Below are 19,065 nucleotides of genomic sequence, written 5' to 3' on the forward strand. Positions count from 1 at the left end.
AGCACGGAAGCCTGCGCCAACCTCGGACGTTGGCCAGTCGTCGTGATCCTCCTATTCTCAACCCCAGCCCAGCGGCACGTAGTCGATCTCCATAAATCCCTCGACCTCCGGCACCCAGCGGTCGCGCACGAAGGCGACGTGGTCGGGGTGCTCGTTGTACCTGGTGTAGGCGGCCTGGTCGGCGAACTCCATCGAGAAGCCGAATTGGTAGTCGTTCTTGGGGCTCACCTGCCGCAGTTGCTCGAAATGGGTGACGCCCTTGATCCCGGTGAGGATCTTCTTGGCATCGTGGAGGAACCGCTTCGCCTCCAGCGAATGCGGCGGATGCTTCAGCGTGAACACGACGGTATGGCGGATCATTTCGGCTCCTGCTCCTATTCGCTGTCGACCCAGGCGCGGATGAGGTGGTGGGCGATCGCCCCTTTCGGCGGCGTGATCAGATCCCCGGGGTGGGTTCTCTCCAGCATCGAGCGCACCTCGTCGCGGAAAAACCAGCGGCAGTCCTCAAGCTCGTTGAGGTCGGCCTGGATATCCTCGTTGAGCGGCTCGCCGAAGCAGCCGATCATCAGCGAATAGGGGAACGGCCAGGGCTGGCTGGCGTGGTAGACGACGCGGCCGAGCCGGATCCCGGCCTCCTCCAGCGTCTCGCGGCGCACGGCCGCCTCGATCGTCTCGCCGGGCTCGATGAAGCCGGCAAGCGCCGAATACATGCCCGGCCCGAAATGCCGGCCGCGTCCGAGCAGGCATTTCTCGCGCGTCGCCGTCAGCATGATCGCCACCGGGTCGGTGCGCGGGAAATGGTCGGTGCCGCAAGCCGGGCAATGGCGCCTGTAGCCGCCGGCGCGCATTTCCGAAGGGCTGCCGCATTTGCTGCAGAAGGCATGGCTGGCATGCCAGGCGAGCAGCGCCGCGCCTTGCGCCAGCGCGCCGGCCGCCGCCTCGTCGATCAGCCCCTGCATGTAGACCGAGCGATAATCGATCGCCTTGACCGTCTCGGGGAGCTTTTCCGGCTCGATACCGGCGGGCACGGCAAGCACCGGACCGTTCTCGGAAAAGCCGAGCAGCACGCCGCGGTCGAGCGAAACCTCGAAGGGTTGGCTTTCCGCCGCCTCGAACCATGGGTCGAACTTGCCGCCGTTGAGCTTCAGATAAAGCCTGCCGGCATGCATCAGCATCAGCCGCGCCGATCGCTCGGCAAATGCCTTCTCGACCGCGTCGTCGGCGCGGTTCTCCGATTGCCGGTCGATCTTGTTGCCGGCGAAGCCGACGAACTGGCTGGGCTCGCGCAAGGGCGCGTCAAACAGGCGGAAGCTCATGGGGACTCAGGGTTGGGGGACTCGGCAAACCGCGGAATGGACACTGGTCGGCTTATAGCGCTGCCTTGATCGTTTGGGCAAACCGGCGCATGTCGGAGCGCTCATACGGCTCGCGCATGCCGTGTCCCCAGACCGGCCCGGGCCAGCCGGGGTCGCCCTCGGAACGGGCGACGACATGGACATGCAGCTGGCGCACAATGTTGCCGAGCGCGCCGGTATTGATCTTTGTGCAGCCGGTCACCCTCTTCAGCGCCTGCGCCACCATGTTGGTCTCGAAGGTCAGCATCGCCTGGTCGAGTGGTGTCAGGTCGTGCAGTTCCTCGATCCCGGGCCGTTGCGGCACCAGGACCAGCCACGGCCAGCGGCGGTCGTTCATCAGCCTGAGCTCGCACAGGCCGAGCCACAAGAGCTGCTCACTGTCCGCCTCCAATCGGGCGTCCAGCGTGAAACCGGCCTTGAGGCCAGGCAGCATGGGCGTTTCCTTCGCTTTTGTATTTTTTTCCAAGCCGGAAACGCTAGTGCGGCGGCAAGATGGCTGCAAGGCGAATCATTGGCCGCTACTGCGGATTTGAAGGTGTTCTCTGCTGTATGCCGTGGCTGGTCATTCACCTGCGCCCTTGCATTTCGCCGCTGAATTGCCGATATGGAGCGCGGGAGGTTGGTGGTGGACGATCCACTCGCCAACCGGGTCAGGTCCGGAAGGAAGCAGCCCTAACGAGCCCGGAACGGGTCATTGTTCCAGCCTCCCACCTCTTCGCCTTTCTCCCGCGACATTGACGGCGCCAAGCCGTGCGGGTGAGACTATGCGCAGGAATCGGCCGCCTTCCGTCGCGGTCCTTGGAGCTTTTGACGGCGAATGAGCGAAGCCGAGAATTCGGGGTCTGAAAGTCTGGTGACAGGCAAAGCCGGCGCCTATCGCGTGCTGGCGCGCAAATATCGTCCCTCGAATTTCTCCGAGCTGATCGGCCAGGAGCCGATGGTCCGCACGCTGACCAACGCCTTCGCCACCGGCCGCATCGCCCAGGCCTGGATGCTGACCGGCGTGCGTGGTGTCGGCAAGACGACGACGGCGCGCATCCTGGCACGGGCACTCAACTACAAGACCGCGACCGTCGACCAGCCCTCGGTCGATCTGTCCATCCCCGGCGAGCATTGCCAGGCGATCATGGAAGGCCGTCATGTCGATGTCATCGAGATGGACGCCGCCTCCCACACCGGCATCGACGACATCAGGGACATCATCGACCGCGTCCGCTACGCGCCGGTCTCGGCCCGCTACAAGGTCTACATCATCGATGAAGTGCACATGCTTTCCACCCAGGCCTTCAACGGCCTGTTGAAGACGCTGGAAGAGCCGCCGCCGCACGTCAAATTCATCTTCGCCACTACCGAGATCCGCAAGGTGCCGATCACGGTTCTGTCGCGCTGCCAGCGCTTCGATCTGAGGCGCATCGACGCCGGCGCTCTGGTCGCGCATCTTTCCTCGATCGCCGCCAAGGAAGGCATTTCCGTCGATGACGAGGCGCTGGCGATGATCGCCCGCGCCGCTGAGGGCTCGGCGCGCGATTCGCTCTCCATCCTCGACCAGGCGATCGCCCATGGCAGCGGCATCGTCAGCGGCGAGGCTGTGCGCGCCATGCTCGGGCTCGCCGACCGCGCCCGCATCATCGACCTGTTCGAGCACATCATGAAGGGCGACGTGGCGGCGGCTTTGGCGGAATTCCGGGCGCAGTACGATACCGGCGCCGACCCCGCCGCAGTGCTCACGGATATTGCCGAATTCAACCACCTCGTCACCCGGCTGCGTTTCGTGCCGGCCGCGGCCGACGACGCTTCGCTATCCGAGGACGAGCGAAGGCGCGGCGCCGAATTCGCGAGCACGCTGTCGGTGCGTGTGCTGTCGCGGACTTGGCAGATGCTCTTGAAAGGCATTCCGGAGGTGCAGTCCTCCAACCGTCCGGTGAGTGCTGCCGAGATGGTGCTGATCCGCCTCGCCCACGCTGCCGACCTGCCGACGCTGGACGAAGCGCTGAAATCGCTGGAAGGCGCCGCGCCGGTGCCGAATGGCGCGCCGCGCGCCAACGGAGCGCCGGCTGGCAATGGCGGCGGCGCAACTGCTGTGGCGCAGGCGCGGGTGCCGGGCTCCACCGGCGGCGCGCAGACGATGCGGCTGGTCGAGGCTCAGCCCATGCCCGCCGCCTTCGTTCCGGCACCCGAGCCGGTCGTCGAAACGCCCGCCGTTCCGGTGAAGTCGCTGGCCGACATCGCCGCCCTTGCCGACGCCAATCGCGACATCGCCTTCAAGGTGCTCGTGAAGCGCTGCGTGCGGTTGGTGCGCATTGAGCCCGGCCGCATCGACGTCAGCCTGACCGACGATGCGCCGAAGATGCTGCTCAACGACCTGACCGCCAAGTTGCGCGCCTGGACCGGCCGCAACTGGCTGGTCTCGCTGTCGAAGGAGGAGGGCGGCCAGACGCTGGCCGAACTGGAGACGACGAAGCGCGAGAACGCCTTCTCCGACGCCAAGAGCGACCCGACGGTCGCCGCCATCCTCGCCCGCTTCCCCGGCGCCAAGATCATCGATGTTCGCATTCCGGACGCGCCGGAGGCGGACGAAGCCGAGGCCGACCTGCCGGTCGAGCCAGCCGCCGACGACGAAGAGATTTGAAGAAACAAAAAGGACGTTTGCTATGAAGGATCTTCTCGGTCTGATGGGCAAGGCGAAAGAAATGCAGGCCAAGTTCCAGGCCATGCAGGACGAGATCGCCATGCTGGAAGCCACCGGGCAGGCGGGTGGCGGCCTGGTCAGCGTGACGCTGACCGGCAAGTTCGAAATGAAGGCGCTGAAGATCGATCCCTCGCTGCTCAAGGACGACGAGGTCGAGATCCTCGAAGACCTGCTTTTGGCCGCTCACAATGACGCCAAAAATAAGGTCGAGCAGATCATGCAGGAAAAGACCAAGGCGTTGACGGCGGGTCTGCCTATCCCGCCCGGAATGAAATTGCCGTTCTGAGGCGGCTGCCGCCAGTTAATTGATTATGAACGAAAATTGAGCTTGGGCCGCAATATTAATCATTTGCCGGCGTTGTTCACGGGCTCATTTCGCGGCATTCATAAAGTTTTACCCAAGTCGAGAGTTTGCTAACCATCTAGCCATCTTTTTGCCTGAAAGAGTCTCATTCTTGCCACATCTCGGGGCGGGCTGGCATCTGGAAATGAGGCTTTTTTATTGATCGCGACGCGATGGAAGACGCCGCTGCTGCTCATCGGCATCGCCGCTTCCCCCTTGTTCCTGGCCGGCTGCAGCCAGACCGCTTCACACGGCATGTCGGTGGCGAGCCTGACCGACGCCATCACGCCGAGCTTTCTCAGTTCGCGTTCCTACACGATGAAGGACAAGGAGTGCCTGCAAAGGGCGATGTTCTTCGAGTCCAACCGGTCGAGCCGCGACGGCATGATCGCCGTCGGCACGGTGGTGATGAACCGGCTGCGCTCGGGCCAGCATGGCAGCACCATCTGCGAGGTCGTCGGCGAGAGGGGACAGTTCGCTCCCGGCGTGCTGACGCGGCCCATGAATTCGAAGGCGCTGCCCGATGTCGAGGAGGCCGCCGAGGCGGTGCTTAAGGGCGAGCGCAAGGCCAAGCTCAAGAACACGATGTATTTCCACACCGCCGGTCTGCGCTTCCCTTACAATAACATGCACTACACGATGGTGGCCGGCGGCAACGCCTTCTATGAGAAGCGCGGCCGCAACTGGCAGCCGCTGCCGGACGAGCCGACGGTCGCCGTGGCCTCGGCCGAGCCGCGGCAACAGCAGCGCGACTCCGCGCCTGTGCTTGTTGCCTCCGCAGAGCCGGTGGTGAAGACCATTGTGCATCCGGATCCGGCCAAGCAGGCCGCTATGACAGCGGCCGCGGCGTCGTCACTTCCGGCCAAGACCACGGCTGTCCCCGCCCAGCAGACCTACATGACGGCCTCCGCCGAGCCGGCGCAGAAATCCGGCCGCGTCACGGTGAAGCCGACGCTGGTGGCGATGCAGGAGCCGATGGAGGAGCCTGACGCCTCCCGCTTCGGCGGCACCTTGAAGGGCCGGTATGTCACCTCTGTTCCAAGCGCGCCGCAGGAAGCGACGATGGGCTTCCAGTCGACGCCTGAGAACACCGACGCCATCGGCGCGCTGATCGTCAGCCAGAACCGGCCACTCGAAGCCTACTGAGCGAACCTGCAATTCATGGTCCGCCGTGGCAGCATGGCGGATCATTCCCGGCCGCGGATGTTCCAAAGCGCTCTGAAAAATCCTGAATCATTTCACCGTTTCACGGAAGCGGCGAACTGATCCCTTTTCGTTTTGACGCAATTCCGGACGGAAAACCGTTTCGCACTTTTCCTGGAATTGCTCTAGATCAGAGCGATGTCGAAGCGAATCGCCGGTCCAGAGATCGAACGCCTGATCCAGCTCCTGGCCAAGGTGCCGGGGCTCGGGCCGCGCTCGGCACGGCGCGCCGCCCTCCACCTCATCAAGAAAAAGGAGCAGTTGCTCGAGCCGCTCGCCGCCGCCATGGGCGAGGCGCTCGACAAGGTGCGCATCTGCTCCACCTGCGGCAATGTCGACACCTCCGACCCTTGCATGATCTGCGCCGATCCGCGCCGCGATGCCGGCACGCTGATCGTCGTCGAGGACGTCTCCGACCTCTGGGCCCTGGAACGCGCCGCCGCCATGAACGTGCGCTATCACGTGCTCGGCGGCACGCTGTCGCCGCTCGACGGCATCGGCCCGGAGCAGCTCAACATCCGCTCGCTGGTCGATCGCGTCGCAGGCGGCGAGGTGAAGGAGGTGATCCTCGCCGTCAACGCCACCGTCGAGGGCCAGACCACGGCGCATTATCTGACCGACCAGCTCTCGGGCTTCGAGGTCAAGGTGACAAGGCTCGCGCATGGCGTCCCGGTCGGCGGCGAACTCGATTACCTCGACGAGGGGACGCTCGCCGCGGCGCTGCGTTCGAGGACGGTGTTTTGACCAAGGCGGTGGGGAGGGGGCTATGAGGCGCGATTTTCCTCGAACGATAGCACTCCGTCCCACCCCCCTTTGTCCTGCCGGACATCTCCCCCACAAGGGGGGAGATCGGGTGTCGCGTGGGCTTTCGCCAATCGCCAGCGTTGCAGGAAGAGCGCCGGCGACCGAACTGCCAATCTCCCTCCTTGCGGGGGAGATGTCCGGCAGGACAGAGGGGGGTGCGAAGGAACGCAAACTTCGAACGTTGGCTGTGCTTTCCCTCTTGGCAGCCTTCGTCATTTTCCTCCTCAGCCTTCCCGCCCGCGCCGCGCCCATCGACGACCAGTTCCAGGCCTGGCTGCAAACCGACCTTTGGCCTGAGGCCAAGGCGAAGGGCATCTCCAGGAAAACCTTCGACGCCGCCTTCATCGGCGTGAAGCCGAACCTGAAATTGCCGGACCTCGTCATGCCCGGCGAGAAACCGACGACACCTGAGAAGCAGCATCAGGCCGAGTTCGGCCCGCCGGCCAACTATTTCGCCGAGAAGATCATTCGCGCCGTCACCGCCGGCGGGCGGACGCGCGAGAGCGCCAACGCCAGGGTGCTCGGGCTGATCGAGAAGCGCTACGGCGTGCCTGGCGAGATCGTGCTAGCGATCTGGGGCCGCGAGACCGGCTTCGGCGCGGCCAAGATGCCTTACGACGCCTTCGAGGTGCTGGGCACCAAGGCGTTCATGTCGACGAAAAAGGATTTCTTCCGCACCGAGGTGCTGGCGGCACTCGAAATCGTCGAGCGTAGGCTGGCGCCGGTCAATGCGATGAAATCGTCCTGGGCCGGCGCGCTCGGACAGCCGCAATTCATGCCGACATCCTTCCTCAAGCATGCTGTGGATTTCGACGGCGACGGCAGGCCCGACATCTGGAATTCGACACCGGACGTGCTCGCCTCGATCGCCAACTATCTCGTCCATCATGGCTGGGTGAGGGGGCGCGGCTGGGGCTTCGAGGTGACAGTGCCGGCGAAGGTCTCCTGCTCGCTCGAAGGTCCCGACCAGGGCAAGAAAATCGCCGATTGGGCGGCGATGGGCATTGCGCGCGCCGGCGGCAAGCCGTTCCCGGCTGGCGAGCTGAAGGCCGAGGGTTTTCTGCTGATGCCCGCCGGGCGCAGCGGTCCGGCCTTCATCGTCACGCCGAACTTTTATGTGCTGAAGGAATACAACACCAGCGATCTCTATGCGCTGTTCATCGGCCATGCCGCCGACCGCATCGCCCGGGGCGACGCCGGCTTCGCCGGCGCCTGGGGCCCGGTCGGCGATTTCCACCGGTCCGATATCGCCGCCCTGCAGCGGGCGCTGGAGGCGACGGGCTATGATGTCGGCAGCGCCGACGGCCTGCCCGGTTTCAAGACGCGCCGCTCGATCGGCTCCTGGCAGGCGAAGAACGGCAAGCCCGCGACCTGTTTCCCTGACGCCTCGCTGGTTGCGCAGCTGAAGTAGCGGCTACTTCTAAGGGTCGAAAGTTTAGCAGATTTTTCCTGATTGGAGGCTTCGATTAGCCGGCGCACGGTCGACTCGTGGCAGCCCATTCTGGCCCAATAAGCTGTTTCGTAAAATGTCCGTTGCCGGCAGGGAAGCCGCCGAAAAGGGTGTTGACCAACTGGACAAAAACCACGACGTTAAGTGGTCCAAGCCGCCGTCGGCTTCGAGAAGAATAATGCGGCCCTGAGCCGGGAACTCAGGTCAACAAAACAGGGAACGATCAATATGATGCTGGAAAAGTTTGCTCTCCGTGGCTTGCTCGCGGGTGTGGCGATGTCTGCGCTGCTGACAGTGCCGGCCTTCGCCGTCACGCCCGCCGACACGCTGGTCGAAGGCTTTGCCATCGACGACATCATCTCGATGGATCCGGGCGAGGCGTTCGAGCTGTCGACAGCGGAAGTCACCGGCAACACCTATGACCTTCTCGTGCGCCTCGACCTCAGCGATACTTCCAAGGTCAAGGGTGACCTTGCCGAGAGCTGGAGCGTTTCCGACGATGGCCTGACCTACACCTTCAAGCTCAAGCCCGGCATCAAGTTCGCCTCCGGCAATCCGATCACCGCCGCCGACGTCGCCTATTCCTTCGAGCGCGCGATCAAGCTCGACAAGAGCCCGGCCTTCATCATCGGTCAGTTCGGCATCAGCGGCGACAACGTCACCGAAAAGGCGAAGGCCGTCGACGACACCACCTTCCAGTTCGTCGTCGACAAGCCCTATGCGCCGAGCTTCGTGCTCAACTGCCTGTCGGCAACGGTCGCTTCGGTGGTCGATGCCAAGCTGGTCAAGGAACACGTCGCGGCCGCTACCCCCAGCGCCGACTACAAATGGGACAACGATTTCGGCAACGCCTGGCTGAAGACCGGCTATGCCGGCTCCGGCCAGTACAAGCTGCGCGAATGGCGGGCCAACGAGGCCGTCGTTTTGGAGCGCAACGACAATTACAATGGCGAGAAGGCCAAGCTCGCCCGCGTCATCTACCGCAACATGAAGGAAAGCTCGGCGCAGCGCCTGGCGCTGGAGGCCGGCGACATCGACGTCGCCCGCAACCTCGAGCCGAACGACCTCGACGCCATCGCCAAGAATGCCGACCTCACCACCACCAGCGCGCCGAAGGGCACGGTCTACTACATCAGCCTCAACCAGAAGAACCCGAACCTCGCCAAGCCGGAAGTGCGCCAGGCCTTCAAATACCTGGTCGACTATGACGCGATGAGCTCGACCATCCTCAAGGGCATCGGCGAGATCCATCAGTCCTTCCTGCCCAAGGGCGACCTCGGCGCCATCGACGACAACCCGTTCAAGCTCGACGTCGCCAAGGCCAAGGAGCTGCTGACCAAGGCCGGCCTGCCGGACGGCTTCAGCGTCACCATGGACGTGCGCACCGGCCAGCCCACCACCGGCATGGCGGAATCGATCCAGCAGACGCTCGGCCAGGCCGGCATCAAGCTGGAGATCATCCCCGGCGACGGCAAGCAGACGCTGACCAAGTACCGTGCCCGCAACCACGACATCTATATCGGCAACTGGGGCCAGGATTATTTCGATCCCAACTCCAATGCCCAGACCTTTGCTTCAAACCCGGACAATTCCGATGCCGGCAAGTCGCACACGCTCGCCTGGCGCAATTCGTGGGACATTCCGGACCTGACCAAGGAAACCGAGGCGGCGCTGTTGGAGAAGGATTCGGCCAAGCGCGCCGACATGTACAAGGACCTGCAGAAGAAGATCCTCGACACCAGCCCCTTCGTCATCATCCATCAGCAGCTCGAAGTGGCCGGGCTGCGCAAGAACCTCAAGGGCTTTGCGCTTGGCCCGAGTTTCGACACCAACTTCGTCGGGTCGGTCTCAAAGGAATAGCGTTTTCGGACGCGCCGCGTGAGCGTAGCTGAAAACAAGGTGGCGGCCGGGCGCGGCAGCGCCCGCGCCGTCGCCATTCTATCGTCGCTTGGTCGCTTCCTGGTCATCGCGGTGACGACCTATCTCGGTCTTCTCGCGGTCACCTTCTTCATCGGCCGCGTCATTCCGATCGACCCGGTGCTGGCCGTGCTCGGCGACCGGGCCCCGATCGCCGTCGTCGAGCGCACGCGCCGCGAGATGGGCCTCGATCTGCCCTGGATCGAGCAGTTCTACATCTATGTGAAAAGCGCCCTCAGCGGCGATTTCGGCACCTCGGTGCTGACCACCAATCCGGTGATGTCCGACATCCGCCGCGTCTTCCCGGCGACCATCGAGCTGGCGACGCTGGGCACCATCATTGGCGCCGTCATCGGCGTGCCGCTCGGCGTGCTCGCCGCGGTCAGGCGCGGCAGCTTCATCGACCAGATCGCGCGCATCATCGGCCTGGTCGGCTATTCCGTGCCGATCTTCTGGCTTGGGCTTCTCGGGCTCGTGCTGTTTTATGCCAAGCTGCAATGGGTCGCTTTCCCGGCGCGGCTCGACGTCGTCTACGAATACACCTTTACGCCGATCACCGGCTTCTACCTGCTCGATGCGGCCATGCAGGGGCAATGGGACGTCTTCTACGACGCTTACCGCCACATCATCCTGCCGGCTTCGCTGCTCGGCTATTTCGCGCTTGCTTATATAGGCCGCATGACGCGCTCCTTCATGCTGAACGAGATGGCGCAGGAATACATCGTCGCCGCGCGCGCCAAGGGCCTGTCGGAAATGCGCATTATCTGGGGCCACGCTCTGCGCAACGCCGCGGTGCCGATGGTGACGGTGATAGCGCTTTCTTATGCCAGCCTGCTCGAAGGCTCGGTGCTGACCGAGACCGTCTTCTCCTGGCCGGGCATCGGGCTTTACATCACCAATTCGCTGCAGAATGCCGACATGAACGCGGTGCTCGGCGGCACCATCGTCATCGGCTCGGTCTTCATCGCCATCAACCTTCTGTCCGACCTGCTCTATCGGCTTCTCGATCCAAGGACCAAGGCCGGATGAGCGTGGAAACCATTCAATCCCGGCGTGAGTGGCTGCTCAGTGATCGGCCGGCCTCGCGCATGCAGGCAAGGCTCGGCCGCTCCTATGTCGCCTGGCGACGCTTCACAGCCAACCGGCTGGCCTTCGTCGGTTTGCTCATCATCCTCGCGCTGGTGGTGGTTGCCGCCCTTGCCGGCGTGCTGGCCCCCTATTCGGCGACCGTGGGCGACCTGAAGAATGCCCGCTTGCTGGCGCCGAGCGCCGCGCACTGGTTCGGCACCGACGACCTCGGCCGCGATATCTATTCGCGCATCGTCTACGGCTCGCGCTGGACGCTCTATGTCGTCATCCTGGTCGCCATCATCGCCGCTCCCATCGGCCTCCTGGTCGGCACCGTCGCCGGCTATGCCGGCGGCTGGACTGATGCGATCCTGATGCGCGTCACCGACATCTTCCTCGCCTTCCCCAAATTGGTGCTGGCGCTGGCCTTCGTCGCGGCGCTCGGCCCCGGCATCGAGAACGCGGTGCTGGCGATCGCCATCACCTCATGGCCGCCTTACGCGCGCATCTCCCGCGCCGAGACGCTGACGGTGCGCAATTCCGACTACATCAAGGCGGTGCAATTGATGGGCGCCTCGCCCTTCCGTATCGTGCTGCGCCACATCATGCCGCTCTGCATCTCCTCGCTGATCATCCGGGTGACGCTCGACATGGCCGGCATCATCCTCACCGCCGCCGGCCTCGGCTTCCTCGGCCTCGGCGCGCAGCCGCCGCTGCCCGAATGGGGCACGATGATCGCGTCGGGCCGCCGCTTCATCCTCGATCAATGGTGGGTGGCGGGCGCGCCGGGCTTCGCTATCCTGATCGTGAGCCTCGGCTTCAACCTGCTCGGCGACGGCCTGCGCGACGCGCTCGATCCCCGCAGCGGCGACCAATGAGCGGCGACCCCAATGAGCGGCGACCAATGAACGACGATAAAGCTCTTCTTGAAGTCGAAGATCTGCACGTCACCTTCGCGACCCGCACCGGCCTCGTGCAGGCGGTGCGCGGCGTTTCCTTCTCGCTCGGCCGCGAGCGCCTCGGCATCGTCGGCGAGAGCGGCTCCGGCAAGTCGCAGACCGGCCGCGCCATCATGGGGGTGACGCTGCCGCAGGCGAAGGTATCGGCCAAAAAGCTCGCCTTCGACGGCATCGACCTGCTTTCCGTATCGCCCAGCCAGCGCCGGGCGCTGCGGGGCAATCGCATCGCCATGATCCTGCAGGATCCGAAATATTCGCTCGACCCAGTGATGACCATCGGCCGCCAGATCGTCGAGACGCTGCGCACGCATGAGAAGGTCTCCAAGGCCGAAGCGCGCGAGCGGGCGCTGGATATGCTTCGGGCGGTGCAGATCCGCGACCCCGCGCGCGTCTTCGACCTCCATCCGCACGAGGTCTCGGGCGGCATGGGCCAGCGCGCCATGATCGCCATGATGCTGATCGCCGGGCCTGAACTGATGATCGCCGACGAGCCGACCTCGGCGCTCGATGTCACCGTGCAGCTCGACGTGCTCAACATCCTCGATAGGCTGGTGGCTGAGCGCGGCATGGGCCTGATCTTCATCTCGCACGATTTGCGCCTGGTCTCGTCCTTCTGCGACCGTGTCGTCGTCATGTATGCCGGCAAGGTTGTCGAGCAGCTCAAGGCATCCGAGCTGCGCGACGCCCGGCATCCCTATACGCGCGGCCTGCTCAACTGCATGCCGAAGATCGGTTTCGAGCGGCATCCGCTGCCGGTGCTCGACCGCAAGCCGGAGTGGGCGGCGTGACGGCGGCGCTTTCCGTCGAAGGGCTGGAGGTGGTCTTCGACCGCTTTCGCGCGCTGAAGGGCGTCAGCCTCGAAGTGAGGGAAGGCGAGTCTTACGGGCTGGTCGGCGAGAGCGGCTCGGGAAAGTCGACGCTGCTGAGGGCAATCACCGGTCTGGCGCCGGCCTCGTCCGGCACCATCACGGTCAACGGCAAGGTGCTCGGCAAAACCCGCGAAAAGGCGTTCTACCGTGAGGTGCAGATGGTGTTCCAAGACCCCTACGGGTCGCTGCATCCGCGCCAGACAGTCGACCGGCTGCTGCAGGAGCCTTTAGCCATCCACGGCATTGCCGACGGCGAGAAGCGCATCGAGCGTGCGCTGGACGAGGTCGGTCTCGGCAAGGGCTTCCGCTTCCGCTATGCGCACCAGCTTTCCGGCGGCCAGCGCCAGCGCGTGGCGATTGCCCGCGCGCTCATCCTCGAACCATCGATCCTTTTGCTCGACGAGCCGACCTCGGCGCTCGATGCTTCCGTGCAGGCGGAGGTACTGAACCTTCTGGAGGAGGTACGACGGCGGCGCAAACTCACCTTCCTCATGGTAAGCCACGACCTCGCCATCATCACCCATATGTGCGAGCGGCTGATGGTGATGCAGAACGGCGAGGTGGTCGAGACGCTGACCGCGAGCCAGCTGATCGGCCATCGGGTGAGCGAGGATTATACGCGAAATCTCCTCAGGGCCTCCGAGGGGTTTGTGCGGGTGTAGGATGGCGGGTCCGTAGAGCCAGCTTTCTATGCCGCGTTCTGTCGCGCCAGCATTTAAAGTTTTGCATTGGAGGAACGCACGGCCGCCTCAGGCCGCACCGCCCTCCGCCACCGCCTCGCTGTGCGCACCCTCCACCTCCTGCTTCGGCTCTTTGATCCGGAACCACGCTACATAAAGCGCCGGCAGGAAGAGCAGCGTGATCGCCGTGCCGGCGATGATGCCGCCCATCATGGCATAGGCCATCGGGCCCCAGAACACTTCGCGCGCGATCGGGATTAGCGCGAGACTTGCGGCCGCCGCAGTCAGCGCGATCGGCCGCATGCGGTGCTCGGTCGCCTCGATCACCGCCGCCCAGTGGTTCCTGCCTTCGGCGACCAGATCCTCGATCTGCACGATCAGGATGACCGAGTTGCGGATCAGGATGCCGATCAGCGCCAGCACTCCGAGGATGGCGACGAAGCCGAGTGGCGCGCCGCTCGGCACAAGTGCCGCCACCACGCCGATCAGCCCGAGCGGCGCCACCGCAACCACCAGGAACAGCCGCTGGAAGCTCTGCAACTGCACCATCAGGATGGTCGCCATGATGAACAGCATCAAGGGCACCACGGCCGCGATCGGTCCCTGGCTGTTTGCGCTTTCTTCGACCGAGCCCGCCGTTTCGACCGAGTAGCCCGGCGGCAGCTTGGCGATGAAGGCATCGACCGATGGCTTGAGCTCGTTGACCACGGTCGCCGGAAGCACGTCCCCGACCAGCCCGGCCCGCACGGTGATGGTCGGCGTGCGGTTGCGCCGCCACACCGCCGGCTGCTCCAGGTCGTAGCGGAAGTTGGCGACCGCCGCGAGCGGGATGGCCTCTCCGGTTCCGGTCGGCAATTGCATGTTCTGCAGCGTCTCGATCGAGCCGCGCTCGGCCTCGCGCGAGCGCGCCACGACATTGATCAGATAGGTGGCGTCGCGCACCTGGGTGATGGTCGAGCCGCCCACCGTGCTGTTCAGGGCGCTGGCGATGTCGGAGGAGGTGATGCCGAGCTGGCGCGCCTTGTCCTGCAGCACGTCGACCCTGAGCACCCGTTGCGGCTCGTTCCAGTCGAAAGTCGGCGCCGCAGCCTTCGGATTGGCCGAAACCAGACCGGCGAATTGCTGCGCCAGCTCGCGCACTGTCTGGATGTCCGGTCCGCCGACGCGGTACTGCACCGGCCGTCCGACCGGCGGCCCGAGTTCGAGCGGCTTGACGAAGGCATCGGTGCCGACGAACTCCGCACGCAGCAACTTTTCCAGCGCCGGCTTCACCCGGTTGCGCGCCTCGATGCTCCTGGTGACGATGACGGTCTGGCCGAAATACGGGTTGCCCGGCTGAACGTCATAGGCAAGCACGAAGCGCACCGCGCCCTGGCCGATATAGGACGAGAAATGGTCGATGTCTGGATTGCCGACCAGCGCCCGCTGCTCGAAGCGCTCCATCTGGTCGCGCGTCTCGGCGATCGACGAGTTCTGCGGCAGGTTCCAGTCGACGACCAGCTCCGGTCGGTCGGAGGGCGGGAAGAACTGCTGCTGCACCAGGCCGAAGCCGGCGATGGAGGCCGCGAACAGAAGCACGGTCGCTATGATGGTCAGCCAATGGCGGCGCACCGATAAGACGAGGATGCGCCTGAACAGCGAGGTGAAGCGGCCAGGCTGGTCGTGGTGCTTTGCCTTCATCGTCGCCGGTAGGATTGTCACGCCGAGCAGCGGCGCGAAGAGCACCGCCACGATCCATGACACCAAGAGCGACACGGCGATGACGACGAACAGCGTGAAGGTGTATTCGCCGGCGGCGCTCGAGTTGAGACCGATCGGGATGAAGCCGGCGACCGTCACCAGCGTGCCGGTCAGCATCGGGAAGGCGGTGGAGGTGTAGACATAGGTCGCCGCCTTGCGGAGATTGTCGCCAACCTCCAGCCGCGCCACCATCATCTCCACCGCGATCATCGCGTCGTCGACCAACAGGCCGAGCGCAATGATCAGCGCGCCGAGCGAAATACGCTGCAGCGAGATGCCGAGATAGGCCATGACCGTGAAGGTGATGGCTAAAACCAGCGGGATCGACAGCGCCACGACAAAGCCGGCGCGCAGGCCGAGGCTGATGAAGGATACCGCCAGCACGATCGCCACCGCCTCGAACAGCGCCTGCGTGAAGCCAGAGACGGCCTCTTCCACGATGACCGGCTGGTCCGCGACCAGATGGACGCCGACGCCGACCGGCAGGTCGGCCAACACCTTGTCCATCTCCCTGTGCAGCGCCTCGCCGAATTCGAGCAGGTTCGCGTTGGGCTTCATGCCGATGGCGAGCCCGATAGCATCCTGGCCGTTGAAGCGGAACAGCGCCGTCGGCGGGTCGACATAGCCGCGCTTGATCGTCGCCACGTCGCTCAGCCGGAAGAAGCGGTCGTTGACGCGCAGGTTGATGGCGCGCAGGCTTTCCTCGGAGGTGAACTGGCCGCCGACGCGCACGCTGATCCGCTCCGGCCCGGACTGGATGACGCCCGACGGCGTGATCGCGTTCTGCGCCTGCAGGCTGGCGACGATTTGCTGCTGGTTGAGGCCGAGCGCCGCGGTCTGGCGGGTCGAGAATTCGAGATAGATAGCCTCGTCCTGGGCGCCGACAAGGTCCACCTTGCCGGCATTCGGCACGGTCAGGATCTTGGTCCGCACATCCTCGACATAGTCGCGCAGCTGGCGCGGCGTCAGCCCGTCGGCGGTGAAGGCGTAGATGTTGCCATAGACGTCGCCGAAGCGGTCGTTGAAGAACGGCCCGAGAACGCCCTGCGGGAACTGCGACCAGATGTCGTCGACCATGTTGCGCACCTGCAGCCAGGTCGGGACGACGTCGCGCGCCTTGGTGGTCGGCTTCAGGTTGACGAAGATGACCGTCTTGCCGGCGGTGGTGACGGATTTGGTGTAGTCGAGGCTGTCGAGCTCTTCGAGCTTCTTCTCGATGCGGTCGGTAACCTGGCGCACAGTCTCGTTGACCGAGGCACCCGGCCAACTGGCCTGGATGACCATCGTCTTGATGGTGAAGGCGGGATCTTCCTCGCGGCCCAGGTTGAGGTAGGAGAAGACGCCGGCCACCACGAAGACCAGCATGAAATACCAGACCAACGAACGGTGGCCGAGCGCCCAGTCGGAAAGGTTGAAGCCCTTCATGAGGCCCCTCCCTCGGGCACCTTGACCTTCTGGCCTTCGCTCAGGCTGTGGACTCCGGCGGTGACCACCCGCATGCCCGCCTCGAGGCCCGACGCTACCGTGAAGCTGCCGCCGCTCCTGGAAGCGATCTTGACCTCGCGCTCGCTCACGCTCGAGGTCTGCGGATCGACGATCCATACCTTTTCGGCACCGTTTTTCTCCAACAGCGCCGACAAAGGCAGTTCGATCGTCGGCGCCACTTTCGTCATGCGCGTCGCCGTGATCGTCGAGCCCAGCCGGAACGCCGACGGTGGATCGACGAGCGTCAGCCGCACGCGGCGGGTGCGGGTCGAGCCCTCGGCCTGCGGCGCGATCTCGCGCAGCTTGGCCTCGGTCGTGACGGTGGGCAGCGACTGCAGGATGATCTGGAACGGCGTGCCGACGGCAAGATCGCCGGTCAGCCGGTCGGGGATGTCGACCACCGCCTCGCGCGGATCCGTGCGCGCCACGGTGACGACGGTCTGCCCGGGCGAAACGGTCTGGCCGACCTCGGCGCCGACGGCCGTGACGACGCCGTCGAAGTCGGAAAACAATCTGGCATAGCCGAGCTGCTCTTGCGATTTGGCAAGTGCGGCGGCGGCCCGTTCGACACCGGCCGCCGCTGCTTGCCTGGCCTGCTGCGCCGCATCGAGGACGGCCTGCGAGGTGTTGGCGGCGGCGAGCAGCTGGCGCTGGCGTTCCTCGCTCGCGGAGGCATTGGCAAATTGCGCCTGGGCATTGGAGAGTTCCGCCTTCGCCGCCTGCACGGCAAGCTCAAGCGCCGTCGGGTCGAGCGCGGCGATCGTTATTCCCCTGCTGACGACGTCGCCGACCTCGACGTCGCGGGAGACAACCCGGCCAAGCAGGCGGAAGGCGAGCTCGGCGCTGAATTGCGGCTCGACCGAGCCGGCGAAGCCGAAGGTGTCATTGGTGCGCGGCTCGACTACTACCGACAGCACCGGCCGGATGATCTCGGGCGCCTTCTCTTCCGATTGCGAGCAGGCGGCGAGCGACGAAAGCACAAGCAGGACAATGATAAGCAGGACAGGGGTGCGCGGCAGCCGGCTCACTCTCCCGCCCCCGCTATCTCGACGGTCTGTCCGGGGCTCAGCGATTGCACGCCGGCTGTAACGACGCTTTGCCCTTCCGCCAGCCCCTTCTCGATGACGACCACGCCAGAACCGAAGGCCAGCACCTCAACCGGCGTCATCGCCACCACCTTGGTCCCTTGATCGACAACCCAGACCGCCGGCTTGCCGTCGCTCGAGGTCAACGCCTGCCAGGGCAGCAGGACGGCCTTTACCGGCCTGGCGCTGGCCGAGCCGATCACGGCCGCACCCAGCGGCATGCCGGAGGGGGTGTCGGGAATGGCGACCTTGACCCGGATCGATCCCGAGGCCGGGTCAACCGCCGGCGAGATTTCGCGCACCTTGCCGATCGCCTTGACCTGTGGGTCGGACTGCAGCGTGATCGTGACCGGCGGCGGCGCCGGCATCTGGGCAACCAGCGTTTCGTGGACGTTGAAGACCGCATCGCGATCGCCGTCCTCAGCGACGGTGAAGACGGTCTGCGCCGCCTGCACGACCTGGCCGGCCTCGACCTGGCGCGCGGTGATCACGCCGGCGGCGCCCGCCTTGAGCTCGGTATGAGAAAGGTTCTCCTTGGCGTTGGCGAGCGCGCTTTGCGCGGCGTCAACGCTGCCCTGCGCCACTTTCAGCGTCTGATCGGCGCTGTCGAAATCGCGGCGCGTCGTATAGCCTTGCGAGAGCAGCGTCTTCTGCCGCTCGAAAGCTGCCTTGGCCTGGGTGAGCTGCGCCTGCGCCGCGTCGAGATCGGCCTGCGCCGAGCGCAGGTCGGATTCCTGCTCCTGCGGATCGATGCGGGCAAGCACGGCGCCCCGGTCGACATGCTGGCCGACCTCGACGAGCCTCTCCGCGACGCGACCGCCGACACGGAACGACAGATTGTTGAGCGTATGAGCCGCTATCACGCCGGTCAGCGAGGTTCGCGGCGCGTAGTCCGCCAGGGCCACGGTCTGCGTCGTCACCATGATGGGCAGCCTCTTTTCCGCTGCCTGCTGCTTCTGGCAGCCGGCAGCCGAAAGCGCGGTGGCGGCGCAGATGAGCAGCAAAAAAATGGATGGACGAGACGAAAGGCGGGGCGGTGATGGCGGCAAGGCGGACAGTGTCGCGTTCCTGCTCATAGTTCCCTCGGTTCCGCGCAAACCATTCCTGACGGCGGCACGTCGCGGATAAAACGAGGATAATCGATCGCCGGGAAAAGGAAACCATTTCCGCAGCTTCATCGCCGGTCCGGCTGAGATCGGCCGGCGAGTCTGGCAGGCCCAATCGACCGCCTGCGGTGCCGACTTGAGGAAATCCTGAAATAAGGCCAGAAGAGGTTTCTAAAGCGCGTCGCGCTGAAACGGATTCAGGCGACGCGCTTTAGGTCTTTGTTTTTATGCATGTCGTTTTCGCAAAACCGCTGCGCACTTTTGCGCGACATGCATTAGCGGCACCAAGAAAGGACGGGCGCCTGCCCGATG

16 protein-coding genes and 1 other RNA gene are annotated in these 19,065 nt (G+C 64.8%); 11 read left to right on the plus strand and 6 right to left on the minus strand.

The features are described 5' to 3' along the window. Positions 1-57: 57 nt before the first annotated feature. Genes EH240_RS03215 through EH240_RS03225 form a run of 3 tightly spaced genes read right to left on the minus strand, consistent with a single transcriptional unit; the run spans position 58 to position 1,788 of the window. Complete coding sequence (locus EH240_RS03215; RefSeq protein WP_124995979.1) at positions 58-360, minus strand: Dabb family protein; 303 nt, start codon at positions 358-360, stop codon at positions 58-60. A gap of 14 nt (positions 361-374) precedes the next feature. Continuing rightward, a complete protein-coding gene (gene nudC / locus EH240_RS03220) occupies positions 375-1,316 on the minus strand; it encodes an NAD(+) diphosphatase (protein WP_124995980.1) in 942 nt (313 codons plus the stop codon). Between the two features lie 52 nt (positions 1,317-1,368). Continuing rightward, positions 1,369-1,788 (minus strand): HIT domain-containing protein, encoded by a 420-nt coding sequence (locus tag EH240_RS03225; protein WP_124995981.1) that lies wholly within the window; start codon positions 1,786-1,788, stop codon positions 1,369-1,371. A gap of 181 nt (positions 1,789-1,969) precedes the next feature. Between EH240_RS03225 and ffs the strand changes: the two genes are divergently transcribed. The 11 genes from ffs to EH240_RS03280 all read left to right on the plus strand — a co-directional run bounded on the left by ffs (position 1,970) and on the right by EH240_RS03280 (position 13,319). After that, an RNA gene (ffs, locus tag EH240_RS03230) (signal recognition particle sRNA small type) lies at positions 1,970-2,066 on the plus strand. A gap of 106 nt (positions 2,067-2,172) precedes the next feature. Next, the gene (locus EH240_RS03235) at positions 2,173-3,984 is read left to right on the plus strand and encodes a DNA polymerase III subunit gamma/tau (RefSeq protein WP_124995982.1); all 1,812 of its coding nucleotides are present in this window, start codon (positions 2,173-2,175) and stop codon (positions 3,982-3,984) included. A gap of 22 nt (positions 3,985-4,006) precedes the next feature. Next, a complete protein-coding gene (locus tag EH240_RS03240) occupies positions 4,007-4,330 on the plus strand; it encodes a YbaB/EbfC family nucleoid-associated protein (RefSeq protein WP_124995983.1) in 324 nt (107 codons plus the stop codon). A gap of 216 nt (positions 4,331-4,546) precedes the next feature. Further along, a complete protein-coding gene (locus tag EH240_RS03245; RefSeq protein ID WP_124995984.1) occupies positions 4,547-5,533 on the plus strand; it encodes a cell wall hydrolase in 987 nt (328 codons plus the stop codon). 195 nt (positions 5,534-5,728) lie between these two features. Beyond that, complete coding sequence (recR, locus tag EH240_RS03250; RefSeq protein WP_124995985.1) at positions 5,729-6,334, plus strand: recombination mediator RecR; 606 nt, start codon at positions 5,729-5,731, stop codon at positions 6,332-6,334. Positions 6,335-6,527: 193 nt separating this feature from the next. After that, the gene (locus EH240_RS03255; protein WP_124996201.1) at positions 6,528-7,805 is read left to right on the plus strand and encodes a lytic murein transglycosylase; all 1,278 of its coding nucleotides are present in this window, start codon (positions 6,528-6,530) and stop codon (positions 7,803-7,805) included. Positions 7,806-8,120: 315 nt separating this feature from the next. Further along, positions 8,121-9,704, plus strand: coding sequence for an ABC transporter substrate-binding protein (locus EH240_RS03260; RefSeq protein ID WP_245435813.1), 1,584 nt, complete (start codon positions 8,121-8,123; stop codon positions 9,702-9,704). Between the two features lie 18 nt (positions 9,705-9,722). After that, the gene (locus EH240_RS03265; protein ID WP_124995987.1) at positions 9,723-10,790 is read left to right on the plus strand and encodes an ABC transporter permease; all 1,068 of its coding nucleotides are present in this window, start codon (positions 9,723-9,725) and stop codon (positions 10,788-10,790) included. After that, positions 10,787-11,707 carry an ABC transporter permease gene (locus EH240_RS03270; RefSeq protein ID WP_124995988.1) on the plus strand — a complete coding sequence of 307 codons (921 nt, stop codon included), beginning with the start codon at positions 10,787-10,789 and terminating at the stop codon, positions 11,705-11,707. The genes EH240_RS03265 and EH240_RS03270 overlap by 4 nt, the downstream gene beginning before the upstream one ends. 26 nt (positions 11,708-11,733) lie before the next feature. Further along, the gene (locus EH240_RS03275) at positions 11,734-12,576 is read left to right on the plus strand and encodes an ABC transporter ATP-binding protein (RefSeq protein ID WP_124995989.1); all 843 of its coding nucleotides are present in this window, start codon (positions 11,734-11,736) and stop codon (positions 12,574-12,576) included. Next, on the plus strand, positions 12,573-13,319 hold the full coding sequence (locus EH240_RS03280) for an ABC transporter ATP-binding protein (protein ID WP_124995990.1): 747 nt from the start codon (positions 12,573-12,575) through the stop codon (positions 13,317-13,319). The genes EH240_RS03275 and EH240_RS03280 overlap by 4 nt, the downstream gene beginning before the upstream one ends. Positions 13,320-13,406: 87 nt before the next feature. Here EH240_RS03280 and EH240_RS03285 read toward each other — a convergent pair whose 3' ends face one another. Genes EH240_RS03285 through EH240_RS03295 form a run of 3 tightly spaced genes read right to left on the minus strand, consistent with a single transcriptional unit; the run spans position 13,407 to position 18,651 of the window. After that, the gene (locus EH240_RS03285) at positions 13,407-16,502 is read right to left on the minus strand and encodes an efflux RND transporter permease subunit (protein WP_124995991.1); all 3,096 of its coding nucleotides are present in this window, start codon (positions 16,500-16,502) and stop codon (positions 13,407-13,409) included. Beyond that, positions 16,499-17,590 (minus strand): efflux RND transporter periplasmic adaptor subunit, encoded by a 1,092-nt coding sequence (locus EH240_RS03290; RefSeq protein WP_124995992.1) that lies wholly within the window; start codon positions 17,588-17,590, stop codon positions 16,499-16,501. The genes EH240_RS03285 and EH240_RS03290 overlap by 4 nt, the downstream gene beginning before the upstream one ends. Then, a complete protein-coding gene (locus EH240_RS03295) occupies positions 17,587-18,651 on the minus strand; it encodes an efflux RND transporter periplasmic adaptor subunit (RefSeq protein WP_245435814.1) in 1,065 nt (354 codons plus the stop codon). The genes EH240_RS03290 and EH240_RS03295 overlap by 4 nt, the downstream gene beginning before the upstream one ends. Between the last annotated feature and the right edge of the window lie 414 nt (positions 18,652-19,065).

Origin of the sequence: Mesorhizobium tamadayense (genome assembly GCF_003863365.1) — a bacterium.
GTDB classification, from domain to species: Bacteria; Pseudomonadota; Alphaproteobacteria; order Rhizobiales; family Rhizobiaceae; genus Mesorhizobium; species Mesorhizobium tamadayense.